This window comes from Pseudomonas sp. ES3-33, from assembly GCF_000952175.1.
In the GTDB taxonomy this organism is placed as follows: Bacteria; Pseudomonadota; Gammaproteobacteria; order Pseudomonadales; family Pseudomonadaceae; genus Aquipseudomonas; species Aquipseudomonas gregormendelii.
In genome coordinates this window covers 46,058-63,625 of record NZ_JZRI01000054.1, presented here as the reverse complement: position 1 = coordinate 63,625, position 17,568 = coordinate 46,058, and the positions used below count along the sequence as shown (strand labels likewise).

Here is a 17,568-nt window from a genome sequence, read left to right as displayed (position 1 = left end):
GGCGATTAGAGGTTTTCATACGATAGCAGAGCTCGGCTCGAAGGGTGCGCCAGGAAACTTTCGTGAGGCTTTCAGCGATGAACAAATCCATCAACCGCACACCCAACACCGAGGGGCCATGGGGCCCCTCGACGGTTGCAGCTGCTACAGGCTGAACAGGTCAACGCCCAGCTGGAACGCGACCCACAGGGCCAGGCCGGTCGCAAAGTCCGGCATGCCCGGTACCGACCAGACCAGCGGAGTCACGAGGATGAACAGCATGAACCACTTGTGCATCGGATCATGGTGAAACTCTTTGCCGTACTTGTCGCGACGCTTGGGCAGCACGTGCTGGAAGGCATCGGTAATGAGCATCGAGAAGGCGGCGGTTTTGCCGGAGATGCTGGCGAACAGCGTGGCAAATACGCCGATGAAGAACACAGAGTAGATGTTGCGACCGACCAGCAGCCACACCACCAGCACCACTGCCAGGGAACATAACAATGGCTGGTCGGGGAGAGTGTGGCAGATGTTTCCATATTGACGGCCGGGCCCGGTGACCCGTGTCCCCGGCCGCTGTGCTAGGTTTCAGTCTTTACCCGAACAATTAATTGCCAGTCCCGCTTATTGGATCACCTGTGCATATACCCCACGATCGACGTTACCCCCCGACAGGATCACTCCGACTTTCCTGCCCGCCATTGTTTCACGCTCCTGTACCAGGGCCGCCAGCGCCGAAGCGCCCGCGCCTTCTGCAAGGTTGTGGGTATCGGTGTAATACATGCGCATCGCTTCGGCGATCTGCCCGTCGCTAACCGCGACAATTCGCGCCGCGCCCGCACTGTAGATGGCAAATGCCTCGGGAATCGGCTTGCGCACCGCCAAGCCATCGGCAAAGGTATTCGCCGAGGGGGTTTCACAGATCTCTCCCGCCTCAAACGATAACCTGGCGGCGTCAGCCTCCGTCGACACCACTCCCACCACCTGGGTCTTGAGGCCCAGCGCGTCGCGCGCGGCGATCACCCCGCAGATCCCCGAACCGCAGCCGATCGGCACATAGACGGTGTCGAGGTCGGGCACCGCAGTGAACAGTTCCAGGGCATAGGTGGCCACGCCCTTGACCAGTTCGGTGTGGAACGGTGGCACCAGCAACAGGTCATGCGCCTGCGCCAGGCGAGCAGCCTCGACCCGGGCGTCATCGAAATCGCGGCCGCACTCGACCACCTCTCCCCCGAAGCCACGCATGGCGTTGTTCTTCTCCACCGAGTTGCCTTCGGGCACCACGATCAACGCGCGCAAGCCCACGGCACTGGCAGCCAGCGCCAGGCTCTGGCCATGGTTGCCGCGAGTTGCGGTGACGATGCCCTTCACTCCGGGGTGGGTGCGCTTGAGCCAGTGCATGAAGGTAATGCCGCCGCGTACCTTGAAGGCGCCCGTGGGGGTGTGGTTTTCATGCTTGACCCACACCGTGCAGCCCAACCGTTCTGCCAGCAACGGCCAGGCGTACTGAGCCGTGGCGGGCATGACCTGGTACACCAGGCGGGCGGCGTGTTCGATGTCGTCGCGAGTCAATGTGTGCATGGGCAGTCTCCTTGAGGTTTTGCCCAGTCTAGGTGCGCAGGCGCTACGTCGGCTTTCAGAAAACCGACCTGACTTTTTTGCCCCATCTTCACTACTATGCGGGCATGAACCCGCGAAATCGCCAGCCCTCAACGCTCATGACCGAACCGGTGCGCCGGGTCGACGCCGGGCCGTGGGCGATTGAGTTGTTGCCCGCCGCTGCCTACACGACCCGTTACGTAGCAAGCCAGGCCGCCATTGGCTTCGCCTTTGACAGCCAGCGCGGCGTGCACGCCATCGGCAACGACCGGGTACGGCCCTTCCTCGCCACTCCCAACGGCCTGGCGTTTGTCCCGGCCGGTTGCGACGTGTTGTCCGAGTCCTCGCAGGGCGGTGAATACCTGCGGGTGGTGCGCACCGATGGCCTGGAATTGCCCGGCGATCACGCTTTTAATAATCGTATCGATCCGCAAGCGATCCGCCTGGCGCTGCGCATGCGCAACGCAATGCTGCACGCCGCCGTGGATGACGATTGGCAGGCCTGGGCACTGGCCCTGGCTGAGCGGGCAACGGCGCACATCGCATCACCTGCGCAACCGACAGGCTCCCTTACGGCCAACCGCCTGCGCCTGCTGGATGAGTTCATCGATGCGGGCCTTGAGGGGCCGCTGAGTGTGCTGGCGATGGCCGGCCTTTTTGAACTGTCGGAAGGGTTTTTCATGCGGGCGTTCAAACAGGCTACCGGTAAAAGCCCGCACAGCTACCTGATCGACCGGCGCGTGGCCAAGGCCCGCGCCCTGCTGCGCGACTCAAGCGCCAGCCTGGCCGAGATCGCCCTCATCTGCGGCTTCAATTCCCAGGCGCATATGGCGACGCTGTTCCGACAACGGCTGGGGGCGAGTCCGGGGCAGTTGCGCAGTGGCAAATGACAACACCACTCACCCCGCCTCAATCAGAATCGGGCAGGGAGCATTCTGCAAAACCTCATACGCCACCGAGTTGCCCACCAGCCGCTCAAACGTCGACATGTGGTGATGCCCCATCACAATCAGATCGCACCCCTGCTCCCGGGCGTGGTTGCAGATGGCATGCTCCGGGTCGCCGGCAATGACGGTGGCCGTGCATTTGATGTGCCGAGCCTGAAGAAACAGCCGGGCCTTTTCGACAATTTCTTCGCAGTGCAACTGCTCTGCCCACGAGGCGGGCGATGCTTGCCGGGACTCAAGATCCGGTGCGCTGAATTCGTACGCGATTACGCTCACCACATGCACCCGCGTGGCGTCATGGGCCACTCTCATGGCCAACTCCAGGACCTTGTCGCTCTGGGCGTTGCCATTGATAGCCACCAGGATTTCACTGAACATCATTGATCCCGTTTGAATGCTGGATAAGAAGGCTGAAGAGCTGCGAAGTCTAGCAACCGTCAAATTCTCCGATAACTGACTTGTGAGCACTGTATGAGTGCACACAACGCAGCAATCAGCTCACTCCAGGTATGGGGCACCACCAACCCCGTGCCGAGCGAACTTGCTCACGCTGGTTCGCAAAGCGGCCCCAAAACCTGTCGCCGCGAAACGATAAGTTGCGTTTCGCCACGTTAGAATCAAACCCGCTAATCAGCAGATTCGACAGCGGCAAACCTACTAATCTACCAGTGCAGTTTTTCCACTCTGGAGATTCGAAATGAAACTCAAAAACTCATTGGCATTGCTGATCACCGTCACCCTGGTCGGTTGCACCACTCCAGCCCAGAAAGGAGTGTCCGTGCCACTCCAGGCCACCCGGCATAACACCGGGCAAATCGGCAATGTAACCCTGGCCAACTGGGGCAAGAAAACCGGATTCAACTTCATCATCAGTGGCGTTCCCGACGGCGCCTCCCTGCCGCTGCGGCTGTATACCTTCATCAACAAGGGCAGCTGCCAGCAGCCCGGCCCCGTTGCCTACGAAATGAACGACCAGGTCGGCACCGAACGCCAGGCCATTCGCGGCTGGGTATTCTCAAGAAGTGCGCCAGTGGAACTGCCCGTGTTGCTTGCCAGTGAGCACTCGGTCGTCGTGCGAACTGCCCCGGACAGCGGCAATCTCGATATTTTTTGCGGTGATATCAAGCGAGCAGGCTCGGTGAATTAGTCATGGGCATGTGACGCGTCATGAGGGCTTTGCAGTGCAAGCATGTAGCCTGGAGCATTAGTTTTTCGGCAGTAATGTGCTCCCTTCGGTGTTTCCTGCGTCGCACTTCTCACTGCCCGCGCCATTCACCCGGAGTTCCCCATGCCCTCGCCCCATTCCTTCCCGGCAGCCCTGCTGGGCCTGGCTCTCGTCTGTCCGGCCATCGCTGCGGCACAGGGCATGGAGTTGGGGCAGGTGCTGATCGAAGCTGACGGACAAGGCACCGCAGACTCGTCCATCGAGGAAGCCAGCGAGCGGCTTTCCCAGGTGCCTGGCGGCACTAACGTGGTCGACATGCGCCGTGCGCTGCAGGGTCGAGTTGCCAGCAACCAGGATGTGCTGGCCTATCAGCCGGGCGTCTATGCGCAGTCTGCGGGCAATGAAGGGGTGAAGATTTCGATCCGTGGCTCCGGAATCAACCGTGCGCCCGGCGCCCATGCCTCGGGTCTGTACGCCATGCTCGACGGCCTGCCGCTGACGGGGCCGGGGGGCACGCCCTATGAGTTGCTGGAACCGCTTTGGCTCGATCATGTGGAAGTGTTGCGCGGTGCCAACGGGTTTGACCGCGGTGCACTGGCCCTGGGTGGGGCCATCGACTATATCAGCCACACGGGCTACGACGCGGCGCGGTTGCAGGTGCGCTATGCGGTAGGCAGTCACGGCTATCAGCAGCGCCAGATCAGTTCCGGGCAGGTGCTGGGGGCATTCGATTACTACGTGGCGGTGACCGACGCGAGCGCCGACGGGTATCAGGATCACGCCGCCAGCAAAAGCCAGGGGCTGATCGCCAACTTCGGTTATCGCTTCAACCCGAACCTGGAAACGCGCTTCTATCTGCGCCACCGCCAGACCGACAACGATCTGGCCGGGCGCGTGACCAAGCACTCCATCGAGCACGACGCACGGGCCGCCAACCCGGCCTATGTCGCACGGGACGACAGCCGCGATCAGCCGGGCAGCACGTTCATCGGCAACAAGACCACCTGGTTCATCGATGACGATTCGAGCATCCAGACCGGGCTGGCCTATCACGACTATCCGATGGACCTGCGCGAAGGCCCCAACCGCCTGAAGGTAGCGTATTCGGATGTCAGCGGCACCTTCGACTACAAGCGTCGCGATACCCTGTGGGGCCTGGAAAGCCAGAGCAATGTCGGCCTGCGAGTGACCAGGCACCTGCCCAACGCCGGCGCCAGTGAATCGGTGCGCATCCCCACCGGCAACACCGCCGGGTACGCCCCGGGCACCGCCATGCGTAATTTCACCTATCAGGGCTCGGACACGGTATTGCACGCAGGCAACGATCTGCAGATCGCCGACGACCTGTGGCTGACCACCGGCCTCGCCGCCATCTACACACGGCGCGAAAGCGCCGTGACCTACCCGGACGGCGGCGGCAAGACCAGTCTCAATGACTGGGACTACGCCCCGCGCCTGGGCCTGCGCTATCAGGTGAACCCGGACCTGCAACTGTTTGGCAACCTCAGCCGATCCGTTGAAGGGCCGCATCCCTGGTCGCTGATCTACAGCGCCAACCAGCGCTTCCCGGCAGGCAGCGGCGCCGCCACGGGCACTCAACGTGATCCGGTCAAGCTGCAAAACCAGACCGCCACCACCCTGGAACTCGGCGGGCGCGGCGACAGTCGCCTGGGTCAATGGAGCCTGGCCTGGTACTACGCCCAGGTGCATAACGAGTTGCTCTCGGTGCTGCCGGACGCCAACGCCACCACGCCATACGAACTCAACGCCAGCCCCACCGTGCATCAGGGTGTGGAAGCCGGCCTGCAGAGCAACCTCTGGTCCCGAGACGACGGCGGCCAACTGAGCCTGCGCCAGAGCTATACCTTCAGCGACTTCCATTACCGCGACGACGATCGCTTCGGCGACAACCGCCTGCCGGGCCTGCCAATGCACTACTACCAGGGCGAACTGCGTTATGACTGGCCCCAGGGATTTTTTGCCGGGCTGAACACCCAGTGGGTATCCAAGGTGGCAGTCGATTACGCCAACAGCTATTACGCCGATCCCTATGCGCTGTTCGGTGCGACGGTGGGCTACAACTCGCCCAAGGACGACTGGCAGACCTGGCTGGACCTGCGCAACCTGACTAACAAGCACTACGCCGCCACGGTCACGCCGGGCTATGACGACAAGGGCCTGGATGCCGCGCGGTCGACGCCGGGTGAAGGCCTGGGTGTGTACGCCGGGGTGTCTTGGAGCCTTCGCTGAGGCCTGCACGTCGCTGAGTTGTGGTCTACGCTTGCGACAATTTTGCGGTGTTGCGCAGATTGGCAATCTGAACAGGAGGGGTGATGAGCAATTTCGCCATCGTGGCCACGGTACTCTCCATGATCCTGGGGTTGTCCGTTACCCGCCTGCTCCTGGGTGCATTGACTGTTTTCCGCATTCGCCGGGTCGCCAAACCTGACTGGGTGCCCCTGGTCTGGGCGATCATGCTGTTCGCCACCCAGCTGGATTTCTGGTGGGCGGTGAACTCCCTGCCGGCGGTCAAGACGACCTTTTCGTTCCCCGAATTCCTGGTGCTGGTCCTGCTGGCGTTATCGTTGTTTGTGGCCGCTGCGCTGCTGCTTCCCAGCCGCAGCGAAGACGAACAGAACGGCCTGCGCCTCTACTTCGAGCAGGATGGCCGCTACGCCCTGCTGTCGCTGTCGACCTACCTGCTGCTCGGGCTATGCGTTAACGTGTGGTTTTTCAAGGCCTCGCCGCTTGCACTGTGGGGAGTCCTGGATGTGATCATGATCGTCCTGCCGGTCTGCGCATTCCTGGCCCGGTCACGTAAAACGTATTCGTTCATCACCCTGATTTACGTGCCCTTCACTGCGCTGGACCTGGCGGTTTCACTGTCCAACTAAGCGCGCTGTGGCCTGCCTTTAGAGGCCTCGCCCCGGGCTTGTCGTTCTGCGGAGTAAGCCTCGCCAAGTGCCTTGCCTAACCCTTCCCGATGCAACAGTTCGGCAATCTCTGTCAGACAACGTTCTGACCCACACCGCAAATCCCCTGCTGGAGCAATTGTCTTCCCCTTGCCGCATCAATGTCGAATGTGCAGACGCCGTCGCGGGCAAGCCCGGCTCCCACAGTGATCTCCGCCCAACACAATTGCTGCGCACACCAACAACACCTGTGGGAGCGGCGGTGCGACGATTCGACTTGCCCGCGAGCAAGCGTCGTAGCCGGCTAACGCAATACGGCTCTGCGTGGCGTACTCGTTGGCGCGTGTTGCGTGCATTCCCAAGGGGAATGCGATTGCACTCAATCGAGCACCTTAATCTGCGTTAACCCTACCACCTCAGCTTGTTGCACAATTTCCTCCGGCGATGCGTCAGCTGGGGGCATGATCAGGCCGTTTTCCGCGTCACCAAAATGTAACTCCAACAGATGCAGAGCGGCCTCATGCACTGGTAACTGCTCCTGCTTGAGCTCGAACAGGTGGGAGCGGAGCTCGCCGTTGAACAGGTATTGCACCGTGAAATTGCGCATGATCGATCCTCGGAATGAAAGAAGAGCTGCTGATCATCCTGACCTCCTGGTCAGTTTTTAATTCGCACAATTTCAGCTTGGCAACGATCCTTGCGGGAGCGGCCGCCACCATTGTCATCATGTCGCTGAGCACCTTCGCCATCGGGCTGATCCCGTCCTATGCCTCGATTGGCATCTGGGCGCCGATCCTCCTGCTGCTGGCCAAAATGGCGCAGGGCTTCTCGGTTGGAGGGGAATACACCGGCGCCTCGATCTTCGTCGCCGAATACGCCCCTGACCGCAAGCGTGGTTTCCTCGGCAGCTGGCTGGACTTCGGCTCGATCGCCGGTTTTGTCCTCGGTGCCGGGGTGGTCGTGCTGATCTCCACCATCATAGGTGAAGAACAGTTCGAAGCCTGGGGCTGGCGTCTGCCGTTCTTCCTCGCCCTGCCCCTGGGCATGATCGGCCTCTATCTGCGTCATGCGCTGGAAGAGACTCCGGCGTTCCAGCAGCATGTAGAGCAGCTGGAACAGGACGATCGCGACGGCCTGGCACGTGGGCCGAAGGTGTCTTTCAAGGAAGTCGCCACCAAGCACTGGCGCAGCCTGTTGACCTGCATCGGCGTGGTCGCGGCGACCAACGTCACTTACTACATGCTGCTCACCTACATGCCGAGCTACCTCACGCACAACCTGCACTACAGCGAAAATCACGGTGTGTTGATCATCATCGCGATCATGGTCGGCACGCTGTTCGTGCAGCCGCTGATCGGGCTGGTCAGCGACAAGATTGGTCGTCGTCCTTTCATCATCTGCGGCAGCGTTGGCTTGTTCTTCCTCGCTATTCCGGCGTTCATGCTGATCAACAGCGGCAAGCTCGGCCTGATTTTTTCCGGGTTGCTGATGCTGGCGGTTCTGCTGAACTTCTTCATCGGGGTAATGGCGTCCACCCTCCCGGCGATGTTTCCTACGCACATCCGCTACAGCGCGCTGGCGAGCGCCTTCAACGTCTCGGTGCTGATAGCGGGCCTGACGCCGGCTATCGTCGCCTGGCTGGTGGAAAGCACACAAGACCTGTACGTGCCGGCGTATTACCTGATGGTGATCGCCGTGGTCGGCCTGGTCACCGGCGTGACGATGAAAGAAACGGCCAACAAACCATTGCGCGGTGCGGCGCCAGCGGCGTCCGACCTGGAGGAAGCACGGGAGCTGCTGCAGGAGCATCATGACAACATCGAGCAGAAGATCGAGGACCTCGATGCCGAAATCGCCGAGCTGCAAGCCAAGCGCGAGCGGCTGGTGCAGCAGCATCCGCTAATTGATTAACCCATCTGTCCCGGGTGATTCGCTCAAGTCTCGGCGAGCGGAAAACCCAGGCGAAAACGCGTACCGGTTTCGTCACTGTCCACGCTCACCCAACCGTCATGCAGGTGCATGATCGAGCGGACGATGGCAAGGCCCAACCCGCCGGAATCATCCGGCTGATTGCGTGACGGGTCGCACCGATAGAACCGTTCGAACAATCTCGGCAGATGTTCCGCAGCGATCGGCGCGCCCTGGTTGTGCACCGTAATCTCCAGGCGGTCCTGCAGCAGGGTGCTGCTGATCGTCACCGCCGTGCCAGGCGTCGCGTAGCGCAGGGCATTGGCCAGCAGGTTGGCCAGAGCCCTGCGCACCAGGCCGGGGTCGGCCAGCAACTGATCATGGGCCTGGTTGATCAGCCCTACCTCGCGCTCCTGCGCCACGCCTTCAAAGTAATCACAGAGCTGCTCGATCAGCTCGTGCAAGTCGATTTGAACGGCTTTCACCGCCGCGTCGGACTGCTCGGTGCGGGCGAGAAACAGCATGCTGTCGATCATTCGCGCCAGACGCTCGTATTCTTCCTGATTGGATACCAGCAGGTTTTGGTAATCCTCGATCGAACGACTGTGCCGCAGGGTCTGCTGGGTATGGCCCATCAGGTTGCTCAGCGGCGTGCGCATCTCATGGGCCAGGTCTTCGGAAAAACGCGACAGCTGGGCAAAGCCGTCTTCCAGTCGTGCGAGCATCTGGTTGAGTGCATGGCTCAGCGCCTGCAGCTCACTGAGTTCACTGAACTCATCGAGGCGCAAATGCAGGTGCTGCACATCGATCCCGGCAGCGCGCCTGGCCAACAGGCGCACCGGTCGCAAACCACGCTGGCTGACCCACCAGCCCAGCACAAAAGCCAGCAGCGCACCGACCGACATGGCCAGCCAGAGCTTGAATCGATAGGCCGCCAGCATCTGCTCTCGCTCACCAAGCAACTTGCCGGCGATCAGGGTGAGACGGCGGTCGCCCTGGGTGACATCCTTCCAGGCAAGGCGCACGGGTTCTGACGCATCTGCGTCAGCAACGAGCGCCTGGGGCGTGGCTGGCAACCTTGGCAGGTTCATCTGGGCCGGGTTGATTTCGATCAGCACCTGGCCGCTTTCATCGAGGATCCACAGCAGGTTGTCGCGATTGCCCAGCATGTTCTCGTAGAGCTTGGGCCGACTGCGCAATTGCTCGACGCTGTCGCTGTCGTTGATCAACGCCTGCATGCGCTCGAGGCGACCGAGCAAGGCCTGGTCATCGCGCCAGGCAATCTCCCGCTCGAGGGACTGATACAGGTAAAAGCCGATCGCGCCCAGCAACAGCGCGCTGACGAGCGCGAACATCACCGCCAGGCGCAGGCTGAGGGCGCGCGGGAACAGGTTCAGGATTGCACCTCGAGCATGTAGCCAATACCGCGCACGGTGTGGATCAACTTGAGCGGGTAAGGATCATCCACCTTCGCCCGCAATCGACGGATCGCGACGTCGACCACGTTGGTGTCGCTGTCGAAGTTCATCTGCCAGATCTGCGAGGCGATCAGCGAACGGGACAATACCTCCCCTTCCCGACTGAGCAGCAAGTGCAGCAGGGCGAACTCCTTGTTGGTCAGGATCAGGCGCTCCCCGCCGCGGGTGACCTTGCGCCGCAGCAGATCCAGGCTCAGGTCGCCGACCACGAAATGTTCGACCTCACGCGGCGGGCCGCGGCGCAGCAGGGTGCGCACCCGGGCCAGCAATTCGGCATAGGAGAAAGGTTTGACCAGGTAATCGTCAGCGCCCAGTTCCAGCCCTTTGACCCGATCGTCCACGGAATCCCGGGCCGTCAGGAACAGTACCGGGGTTTGCCATTTGCGCCGGATGATCTGCAGCAATTGCCAGCCATCCAGGCCGGGCAACATGACGTCGAGGATGATCAGGTCGAACTCGCTCTCCTGAGCCAGGTGCTGGCCGTCCAGCCCGTTCAGGGCGATCTCGACCACATAGCCCGACTCAGTCAGGGCCTTGCGCAGGTAATCCGCCGTCTTTGCTTCGTCTTCAACCACCAGGATACGCATTTTTTCCTCCAGAACTGGAGCATAGGCTAGCCCGCTTCGCGTGGTTCTCACATTACATATTGGTAATGATCGGGCAATCATCCTGAGCGGACGGGCCGGGCATCATGGCGACCAATGACTCAACCCGCCCTGATCAAGGAACAAGCATGCGTACCGGCCTATCGACTTCATTGCTGATCACACTCGCCATGAGCCCTGTATTCGTCCACGCCGCCCAGGCGCCAGTGCCGCGGATGGACGTGACGCTGGCGCTGGCCAATGACTTGCTCAATGCCACGCTGGGCGCCTGCCACGCCGATGGCCGCACGGCCGTTGCCGTCGTCGTCGACCGTGGCGGCAACCTGGTCGCCGTGCAGCGCGACGACAACGTCGGCCCGCACAACACGCTGGCCGCTCAACGCAAAGCCTACACCGCGCTATCGACCAAGACCTCGACCCGCCTTCTCGCCGAGCGAGCTCGCAGCACCCCGGATGCAGAAAACCTCAACACCTTGGGTGAATTGTTACTGCTGGGTGGGGGCGTGCCATTACAGTTCGAGGGCCAGGTGATCGGCGCCATCGGAGTGGCCGGCGCCGGTGGCGCTGCATTCGATGAAGGCTGTGCACTGGCTGCCATCAACCAAGTCCTCCCTGCCGTTAAACACTAAGGAAATCACCATGACTGTATTGAAATCTCTCTTCGCCGGCGTCGTATTGAGCGCCCTGTCGACCCTGGCATCAGCGGCAGCCAACCCGCTGAGCGTCCACGTACTCAACTTGCAGGATGGCCTGCCTTCCCCTGGGGTCAACGTCACGCTGGAAAAACAGGACGGCAAGAACTGGGACATGCTCAACAGCGCCGCGACCAACGAACAGGGGCGGGTTACCGGTTTGTATCCGGAAGGCCAGAACCTGGAGAAAGGCACCTACCGCGTCACCTTCAAGACCGGCGAGTGGTTCAAGGCGCACAAGGTGGCCAGTTTCTTCCCGGAAGTACCGGTGATTTTCGAGGTGGATGGCACCGTTCCTCACTACCACATCCCGCTGCTGCTCAGTCCTTACGGGTTTTCGACCTACCGGGGTAACTAAAGCGCAAAAAAAACCCCGCAACCGAATGAGGTGCGGGGTTAAAAAATTGGTTGGTTGCGGCCAACCAAAGGAGCTCTGTAGTAAACCTTAGATGCAGTCCTGTGCTGCACGTTCAAAACTGGAAGGCAGTAAATTCGACGCCAGCAAGTGCCGCTCATAGATGAACACTTTGCCGCCGTGGCCGGCCTTGTAGGCTTCCAGCACGTTGTCCGCCGAGATTTTGCTCGGCACCACGATCCGGTAGCTGCGCTGTGTCTGGGAAACGGTCGGATGCAACGCACTGCCCTGCAACTTCGGTACGACGCAGTCAGCGTACTGGGCCGGAGTCTTGCTGGTCTGCAAGGTCATGGTCGGATCGTTCGGCGCGGAGGCACAACCGGCCAGCAGCAACGAGGCATACGCCATGGCAAAAACAAAAAGAGCACGCATCCATCTCATCCTGAAAAAATTGGGCGATTCAGCAGTTGAACGGCATCGCCCTGTTCGATGGTGGTGATTTTCCGGGTATTGTCAGCAAAGTAGAACTTGCCTTTGGTGATGTTCACTATTACTTCTAGCAATAGTTGCCCGCCGTCCCGGCAGGCACGCCATCTAACAAGATCGATGAGGGTCTCTACTTGAGAACTTTTGACTTTATCCGCGACGCCGTCTTGCCCCAGTACCGTGAACGGGTGGCCGAATATCTGGTGCAGTACGAAAGCGTGCTATTGAGCGACCCCGCGCCGAGCCCGGAGCTGGCCCGGGACACTGCCAATCAGCTACGCGGCTACCTGCGCGGCCTGAACACCACGCGTGTATTGGGCATGGCGGATCTGGAGGAGCTGGACCGGCGTCTGGCAGATACCTGGCTGTAGATTCGGCCGCTGCCTTGCTGTGGGAGCAAACCCCGAGCCTTCGATCAAACCGGTTGAACCTACCCGCCGCCCTACCCCTCGGATATTAAAATCAGATCGGGTAAACCCATGGACATCGAGGACACACTACTGCGCCAGCGCAAGGTGCTTGCCGAATTTGGCGAGCTGGCCCTGGTGTCGGATGATCTTGAGCACATCCTCGACGAGGCCTGTCGCCTGGTGGTTGAGGCGCTGGAAACCAATCTGGCCAAGTTCATGTTGTTGCGCGAAGACGGCATCACGTTCCTGGTGCGCAACGGGATTGGCTGGACGCCGGATGTCGTGGGCAAGGTCCAGGTGCAAGCCTGTGAAGGCAGCCCGGAGCGTTACTCCCTGGACACTGATCTACCGGTGATCTCGGTGAATGTCGCCACCGAAACTCGCTTCCGCTACCACGACTTCCAGACCAGGAATGGCGTGCAAGCGTTCGTCAACGTGCTGGTACACGGGGCCACCGATCAGCGTCCCTTCGGGATTTTCGAAGTCGACAGCCGCTGCCCTCGCGAATTTACCGACAGTGATATTGATTTCCTGCGGGTCTACAGCAATCTGCTGGGGGCGGTCCTCAAACGCTTCAACGCCTTGCAGGTCATGCGCTCCACCGAAGAAAAACTGCGCGAAAGCGAGAAGCACTACCGGATCGCCGCAGAGCTCAATCCGTTGTGGCCCTGGAGCGCCGACAGTCAAGGCGCGCTGATTTCCATCGATCAGCGCTGGCACGAATACACCGGGCTGAACCCGGCGCAAACGCTGGGTCGCGAGTGGACCCAAGCCGCCCACCCTGACGATCGCCAATCCCTGGCGCAAGGCTGGGATCATTCGCTGGCGACCCTGGAACCCTTCGATCTGCACGTCCGATTGCGCAAGCACGATGGCGAGCTACCCTGGTTCAGGGTGCGCGCATTGTGCAGCCTCGACGCTGGCGGGCACAGCGAGCAATGGTATGGCACCCTGGAGAACGTCGATGACCGGGTGCAACTTGAGTCAGCGTTGCGCGACTGGAACGATTTGCTGGAAGACCGAATCGCCCAGCGCACCGCGCAGCTTGAGGCCGAACAGCAAGAGCGGGCCATGGCAGAATCCAAACTTCGGCAAAGTCAGAAAATGGAAGCAGTCGGCCAGCTGACTGGCGGCATCGCCCACGACTTCAACAACTTGTTGGCCGGGATCATTGGCAGCCTTGAGTTGATGCAGCGACGCATCGACGCCGGGCAGCACAATCAGCTCACCCGCAACAACTCAGTCGCCATGACTTCCGCCTCCAGGGCGGCCGCCCTGACTCAGCGGCTGCTGGCGTTTTCCAGACAACAATCACTGGAGCCCGAGCTGCTCGAACCGCGCACCGTCGTCGCGGGCCTGGAAGAAATGATCAGGCGTTCGGTGGGGCCCAGCATTGTCGTCGAGTGCTCGTTCAGAGCGAGCGACCGCATCCGCTGCGACCTCAACCAGCTGGAAAATGCCCTGCTCAACCTCGCCATCAATGCGCGGGATGCGATGCCCGACGGCGGCACTCTGAGCTTGATGGTTGATCGCTGCACTATTGATGCGCCAGCGTCCTTTGACAGGAACATGCCCCAGGGTACCTATGTCAGCATTTCGGTCACCGACTCGGGCACCGGTATCAGCCCGGATATCCTCTCGCGCATCTTCGACCCTTTCTTCACCACCAAGAAAATAGGTGAAGGCACAGGCCTGGGCCTGTCGATGATCTATGGCTTCACCCAGCAATCCGGAGGCCAGATCAAAGTCCACAGCAGCCTCGGTGTAGGTACGACCGTCACCATGTACTTCCCGGTAGACCATTCGCAGCCGGGGCATAGCCGAAAAAAAGCCGGTGAAGCGCATTCCACGCTGCCCGCAGCCCACAACGAAGTCATCCTGCTGGTGGACGACGAAAAAGCCATTCGGCAGATGGTATCGGAGTTTCTGAGCGAGATGGGCTATCGCGTGATCGAAGCCGTGGACAGCGTGTCTGCCATCAAGCAGGCGGAAAAACTCCACCATCTGGACCTGTTGCTGACGGATATCGGCTTGCCCGGCGTGATGAACGGAGTCAGCCTGGCTGCGGAATTCAGGGGGCGATACCCGTCGCTCAATGTGCTGTTCATTACCGGTTTTGCCGCAGGTTCGCGCCTGGTCTCGATGGATGCGTCTACCCAGGTATTGCCCAAGCCGTTCAGCCTCAATGATCTGAGCCATCGGGTGCGCGAGCTGCTCGATTCAGGCCTGGGCAGCACATAGCTGTCGCTCTGGCCAGCGAAGCTGCGCACACACCGTCGTTTTGCCGACGGTGTGGAGCGAGCGGTTATTTGTCGGACTTGATACTGGTCCACACCCGAGTACGCACCCGCTCAAGTTTCTGTGGCAGCGGTTGCACGACGTAAAGGGTTTTCAGGGCTTCGCTGGTCGGGGTCAGGTTCGGGTTGCCGGTAATGTCCTTGTTGATCAGCGCGATCGAGTCCTTGTTGGCGTTGGGGTACCCGAGGAAATCACTGATCGGGGCGATGACTTTAGGGTCCAGCAGGGTATTGAGGAACTCGTGGGCCTCCTCGACGTTCTTCGCACTTTTGGGAATGGCGAAGGTATCGAACCAGATCGGCGCGCCTTCCTTGGGAAGGCGCCAGTCAACTACTACGCCATTACCCGCTTCCTTGGCGCGGTTGCCGAATTGATAAAAGCTGCCGGAGTAACCAATGGCGACGCAGATGTCACCGTTGGCAATGTCGGTCATGTATTTGGCGGAGTTGAAGTAGGTGACATACGGGCGGATTTTCATCATCAACGCCTTGGCTTTTTCGTAGTCATCGGGATTCTGGCTGTTGGGATCCAGGCCAAGGTAATGCAGGGCCAGCGGCAGGATTTCCGAAGGTGAGTCGAGCATGGCCACGCCACAGGCCTTGAGCTTCTCCATGTTCTCGGGCTTGAACACCAGGTCCCAGCTGTCCACCGGGGCATTCTCGCCAAGTGCCGCCTTGACCTTGGCCGGGTTGAAGCCAATCAGCACGGTGCCGTACATATAGGGCACGCCGTAGAGATTGCCGGGATCGTTCTTGTTCAGCAGCTTGAGCAGTTCCGGGTCCTGATGGCTCCAGTTCGGCAACTTGGATTTATCGAGTTTCTGGAACACGCCAGCCTTGATCTGGGTTTCGATGAACTGGTTCGACGGCACTACCAGGTCGTAGCCGGAGTTACCGGTCAACAGCTTGGCTTCCAGTGACTCGTTGGTGTCGAAGGTGTCCCAGGTCACCTTGATGCCAGTGTCCTTGGCGAAGTCCTTGGGCACCGATGGCAGGATGTAGTCTGCCCAGTTATAAACTCTCAGTTCGCGCTGTTCGGCGTGTACTGCGGCGGCCAGCAGTGTCAGCCCGCACAGGCCTGCACCGAGAATGCGTTTCATCGTTTGCATTGATTTCCCCAAGTGTGACGTCAGTACGATGGTTTTTATGTTCTGTACACGGCAGCAGGCTTGAAAAATAGCCAAAGGCAAGGAGCAGCAGGAATCTGATCGTCGTGGCGACTGCCACCGATTCTTGCTGACAGCAGGGTCGGTTCACAGTGGGCGATTGGCCAAAAGGGGATCGAAATGGCCAAAATACTTGTCCGCAAATGGACGTCGAAGGGTTTTATAGGCTATACGAAAAAGCCCGCTCTAAGCGGGCTTCAGATTTCGAGTAGGTGGCCAGTGCTGGTCTCCGGCTTACAAGGTTTATCAGGACTCCCACACAAGCGCTTTGTATGTACTGCACTAGTGCTTCACACGGCATCAGGGCTGGATCTCAGCGCGGAGATCTTTCTAACCGTGTACCCTTCGGAACGCTGCCCCGCGTCTCCTCGCTATCCGCTTGCGCATCAGTCTGCGTCTTCACCTACACCTTCAGGATAGCAAAAACCCTCGATTTTCAAACTGCTCGATTAGATTGATTCGCTCTGGCGCTAGAACCTTGTGAAGATAAAACCTGCCTGCAAAATTGCCTGCCGTTGAATGCGAATCCTACTGCCACATCAGGGGTCCACCTGCCCCATCAATTCGGCGACGCTCTCCTGGCGCTTGGCATAACGCTGCGCCAGCACTGCACAGACCATCAGCTGAATTTGATGGAACAGCATCAGCGGCAGGATCAGCACGCCGATGGTGCTGCCGGCGAAGAGCACTTGTGCCATCGGCACCCCGGTGGCCAGGCTCTTCTTCGAGCCACAGAACAGGATGGTGATACGGTCTTCCTGGTTGAAACCGAACACCTTGCCCAGCACCGTGGCAGATGCCAGCACCAGCGCCAGGAAGATGCAGCACACCAGTACCAGGCCCGCCAGCTCCCATACCGGAATCAGCTGCCAGATGCCCTCGTTCACCGCCTCGCTGAAAGCACCGTAGACCACCAGCAGGATCGAGCCCTGGTCGACGAATTTGAGCCAGCTCTTGTTGCGTCCCACCCACGCCCCTATCCAGCGTCGGGCGATCTGCCCGGCAATGAACGGCAGCAGCAATTGCACGCTGATCTTCATGATCGCATCGAGGGTTGACCCGCCGTCGCCGTGCACGTCCAGCAGCAAGGTCACCAGCAACGGCGTCAGGAAAATCCCGAACAGGCTGGACGCCGCCGCGCTGCAAATGGCCGCCGGGATATTGCCCCGGGCCAGGGACGTGAAGGCGATCGCCGATTGTACGGTCGCGGGTAACGCACAGAGGTACAGCATGCCCATGTACAGCTCGTCGCCAATCAGTGGCGTCAACAGCGGTTTGAGCGCCAGCCCCAGCAGCGGGAACAGCACGAAGGTCAGGCCAAATACCAAGAGGTGCAGGCGCCAGTGACCGGCGCCGGCAATGATCGAGTCACGGGAAAGTTTGGCACCGTGCAGGAAAAACAGCAGCGCAATGGCGATGTTGGTCAACCAGCCGAAGCCCACGGCGACCTGACCGCTGGCAGGCAGCACGCTGGCGATAACGACCACGCCAACCAGGGTCAGGGTGAAATTGTCGGGCAGGAAACGAGGGCGAGTCATCAGATCATCATCCGGGGGTTGCCAAGTACGT

The 17,568-nt window shown here is 60.4% G+C and carries 16 protein-coding genes and 2 pseudogenes; 9 read left to right on the top strand and 9 right to left on the bottom strand.

Features of this window, described 5'->3' with window-relative positions:
• Positions 1-144: 144 nt before the first annotated feature.
• Together UB23_RS09265 and UB23_RS09260 are read right to left on the bottom strand one after the other, a co-directional pair.
• Positions 145-420: pseudogene (locus tag UB23_RS09265) on the bottom strand (Nramp family divalent metal transporter); the annotation flags it as partial.
• Between the two features lie 183 nt (positions 421-603).
• Complete coding sequence (locus tag UB23_RS09260) at positions 604-1,560, bottom strand: threonine dehydratase (RefSeq protein ID WP_045059049.1); 957 nt, start codon at positions 1,558-1,560, stop codon at positions 604-606.
• Positions 1,561-1,664: 104 nt separating this feature from the next.
• Here UB23_RS09260 and UB23_RS09255 point away from each other — a divergent pair, with 104 nt between their 5' ends.
• On the top strand, positions 1,665-2,468 hold the full coding sequence (locus tag UB23_RS09255; RefSeq protein WP_045059061.1) for a helix-turn-helix transcriptional regulator: 804 nt from the start codon (positions 1,665-1,667) through the stop codon (positions 2,466-2,468).
• Positions 2,469-2,477: 9 nt separating this feature from the next.
• Here the strand turns inward: UB23_RS09255 and UB23_RS09250 are convergent, their stop codons facing one another.
• Positions 2,478-2,903 carry a universal stress protein gene (locus UB23_RS09250; RefSeq protein WP_052672981.1) on the bottom strand — a complete coding sequence of 142 codons (426 nt, stop codon included), beginning with the start codon at positions 2,901-2,903 and terminating at the stop codon, positions 2,478-2,480.
• A 319-nt stretch (positions 2,904-3,222) separates the two neighbouring features.
• Between UB23_RS09250 and UB23_RS09245 the strand changes: the two genes are divergently transcribed.
• From UB23_RS09245 to UB23_RS09235, 3 genes are all read left to right on the top strand, one after another.
• Positions 3,223-3,672: a hypothetical protein gene (locus tag UB23_RS09245; RefSeq protein ID WP_045059047.1), complete on the top strand. Its 450-nt coding sequence runs from the start codon at positions 3,223-3,225 to the stop codon at positions 3,670-3,672.
• Positions 3,673-3,813: 141 nt separating this feature from the next.
• On the top strand, positions 3,814-5,940 hold the full coding sequence (locus tag UB23_RS09240) for a TonB-dependent receptor family protein (RefSeq protein ID WP_045059046.1): 2,127 nt from the start codon (positions 3,814-3,816) through the stop codon (positions 5,938-5,940).
• 83 nt (positions 5,941-6,023) lie between these two features.
• Positions 6,024-6,584, top strand: a complete 561-nt coding sequence (locus tag UB23_RS09235) for a hypothetical protein (RefSeq protein WP_045059045.1) — start codon at positions 6,024-6,026, stop codon at positions 6,582-6,584.
• Positions 6,585-6,981: 397 nt separating this feature from the next.
• Here UB23_RS09235 and UB23_RS09230 read toward each other — a convergent pair whose 3' ends face one another.
• On the bottom strand, positions 6,982-7,209 hold the full coding sequence (locus UB23_RS09230) for a hypothetical protein (RefSeq protein WP_045059044.1): 228 nt from the start codon (positions 7,207-7,209) through the stop codon (positions 6,982-6,984).
• A 101-nt stretch (positions 7,210-7,310) separates the two neighbouring features.
• On the opposite strand from UB23_RS09230, the pseudogene proP reads away from it, so the two are divergent.
• Positions 7,311-8,513 (top strand): annotated as a pseudogene (gene proP / locus UB23_RS09225) (glycine betaine/L-proline transporter ProP); the annotation flags it as partial.
• A gap of 23 nt (positions 8,514-8,536) precedes the next feature.
• Here the strand turns inward: proP and UB23_RS09220 are convergent.
• On the bottom strand, positions 8,537-9,907 hold the full coding sequence (locus UB23_RS09220) for a heavy metal sensor histidine kinase (RefSeq protein WP_045059043.1): 1,371 nt from the start codon (positions 9,905-9,907) through the stop codon (positions 8,537-8,539).
• Positions 9,904-10,575: a heavy metal response regulator transcription factor gene (locus tag UB23_RS09215; protein ID WP_045059042.1), complete on the bottom strand. Its 672-nt coding sequence runs from the start codon at positions 10,573-10,575 to the stop codon at positions 9,904-9,906. Before UB23_RS09215 ends, UB23_RS09220 begins: the two co-directional genes overlap by 4 nt.
• 188 nt (positions 10,576-10,763) lie before the next feature.
• Between UB23_RS09215 and UB23_RS09210 the strand changes: the two genes are divergently transcribed.
• A complete protein-coding gene (locus UB23_RS09210; protein WP_236695851.1) occupies positions 10,764-11,222 on the top strand; it encodes a GlcG/HbpS family heme-binding protein in 459 nt (152 codons plus the stop codon).
• A gap of 10 nt (positions 11,223-11,232) precedes the next feature.
• A complete protein-coding gene (uraH, locus tag UB23_RS09205) occupies positions 11,233-11,643 on the top strand; it encodes a hydroxyisourate hydrolase (protein WP_045059040.1) in 411 nt (136 codons plus the stop codon).
• An 87-nt stretch (positions 11,644-11,730) separates the two neighbouring features.
• Here the strand turns inward: uraH and UB23_RS09200 are convergent, their stop codons facing one another.
• A complete protein-coding gene (locus tag UB23_RS09200) occupies positions 11,731-12,072 on the bottom strand; it encodes a hypothetical protein (RefSeq protein ID WP_045059039.1) in 342 nt (113 codons plus the stop codon).
• A 188-nt stretch (positions 12,073-12,260) separates the two neighbouring features.
• Here UB23_RS09200 and UB23_RS09195 point away from each other — a divergent pair, with 188 nt between their 5' ends.
• Both UB23_RS09195 and UB23_RS09190 read left to right on the top strand, forming a co-directional pair.
• Positions 12,261-12,497 (top strand): hypothetical protein, encoded by a 237-nt coding sequence (locus UB23_RS09195; protein WP_045059038.1) that lies wholly within the window; start codon positions 12,261-12,263, stop codon positions 12,495-12,497.
• Between the two features lie 108 nt (positions 12,498-12,605).
• Positions 12,606-14,777: a hybrid sensor histidine kinase/response regulator gene (locus tag UB23_RS09190; protein WP_045059037.1), complete on the top strand. Its 2,172-nt coding sequence runs from the start codon at positions 12,606-12,608 to the stop codon at positions 14,775-14,777.
• A gap of 64 nt (positions 14,778-14,841) precedes the next feature.
• Here UB23_RS09190 and UB23_RS09185 read toward each other — a convergent pair whose 3' ends face one another.
• Positions 14,842-15,942 carry a polyamine ABC transporter substrate-binding protein gene (locus UB23_RS09185; protein ID WP_045059036.1) on the bottom strand — a complete coding sequence of 367 codons (1,101 nt, stop codon included), beginning with the start codon at positions 15,940-15,942 and terminating at the stop codon, positions 14,842-14,844.
• 596 nt (positions 15,943-16,538) lie between these two features.
• Positions 16,539-17,537 carry a bile acid:sodium symporter family protein gene (locus tag UB23_RS09180; RefSeq protein ID WP_045059035.1) on the bottom strand — a complete coding sequence of 333 codons (999 nt, stop codon included), beginning with the start codon at positions 17,535-17,537 and terminating at the stop codon, positions 16,539-16,541.
• Positions 17,538-17,568: the final 31 nt, after the last annotated feature.

What these genes read in the sequence shown, in the direction of transcription:
- UB23_RS09230 (WP_045059044.1), bottom strand. Translation starts at nt 7,209, where the DNA reads ATGCGCAATTTCACGGTGCAATACCTGTTCAACGGCGAGCTCCGCTCC.
- UB23_RS09250 (WP_052672981.1), bottom strand. Translation starts at nt 2,903, where the DNA reads ATGTTCAGTGAAATCCTGGTGGCTATCAATGGCAACGCCCAGAGCGAC.
- UB23_RS09190 (WP_045059037.1), top strand. Translation starts at nt 12,606, where the DNA reads ATGGACATCGAGGACACACTACTGCGCCAGCGCAAGGTGCTTGCCGAA.
- UB23_RS09255 (WP_045059061.1), top strand. Translation starts at nt 1,665, where the DNA reads ATGAACCCGCGAAATCGCCAGCCCTCAACGCTCATGACCGAACCGGTG.
- UB23_RS09240 (WP_045059046.1), top strand. Translation starts at nt 3,814, where the DNA reads ATGCCCTCGCCCCATTCCTTCCCGGCAGCCCTGCTGGGCCTGGCTCTC.
- UB23_RS09245 (WP_045059047.1), top strand. Translation starts at nt 3,223, where the DNA reads ATGAAACTCAAAAACTCATTGGCATTGCTGATCACCGTCACCCTGGTC.
- UB23_RS09210 (WP_236695851.1), top strand. Translation starts at nt 10,764, where the DNA reads ATGAGCCCTGTATTCGTCCACGCCGCCCAGGCGCCAGTGCCGCGGATG.
- UB23_RS09260 (WP_045059049.1), bottom strand. Translation starts at nt 1,560, where the DNA reads ATGCACACATTGACTCGCGACGACATCGAACACGCCGCCCGCCTGGTG.
- UB23_RS09200 (WP_045059039.1), bottom strand. Translation starts at nt 12,072, where the DNA reads ATGCGTGCTCTTTTTGTTTTTGCCATGGCGTATGCCTCGTTGCTGCTG.
- uraH (WP_045059040.1), top strand. Translation starts at nt 11,233, where the DNA reads ATGACTGTATTGAAATCTCTCTTCGCCGGCGTCGTATTGAGCGCCCTG.
- UB23_RS09215 (WP_045059042.1), bottom strand. Translation starts at nt 10,575, where the DNA reads ATGCGTATCCTGGTGGTTGAAGACGAAGCAAAGACGGCGGATTACCTG.
- UB23_RS09185 (WP_045059036.1), bottom strand. Translation starts at nt 15,942, where the DNA reads ATGCAAACGATGAAACGCATTCTCGGTGCAGGCCTGTGCGGGCTGACA.
- UB23_RS09180 (WP_045059035.1), bottom strand. Translation starts at nt 17,537, where the DNA reads ATGACTCGCCCTCGTTTCCTGCCCGACAATTTCACCCTGACCCTGGTT.
- UB23_RS09235 (WP_045059045.1), top strand. Translation starts at nt 6,024, where the DNA reads ATGAGCAATTTCGCCATCGTGGCCACGGTACTCTCCATGATCCTGGGG.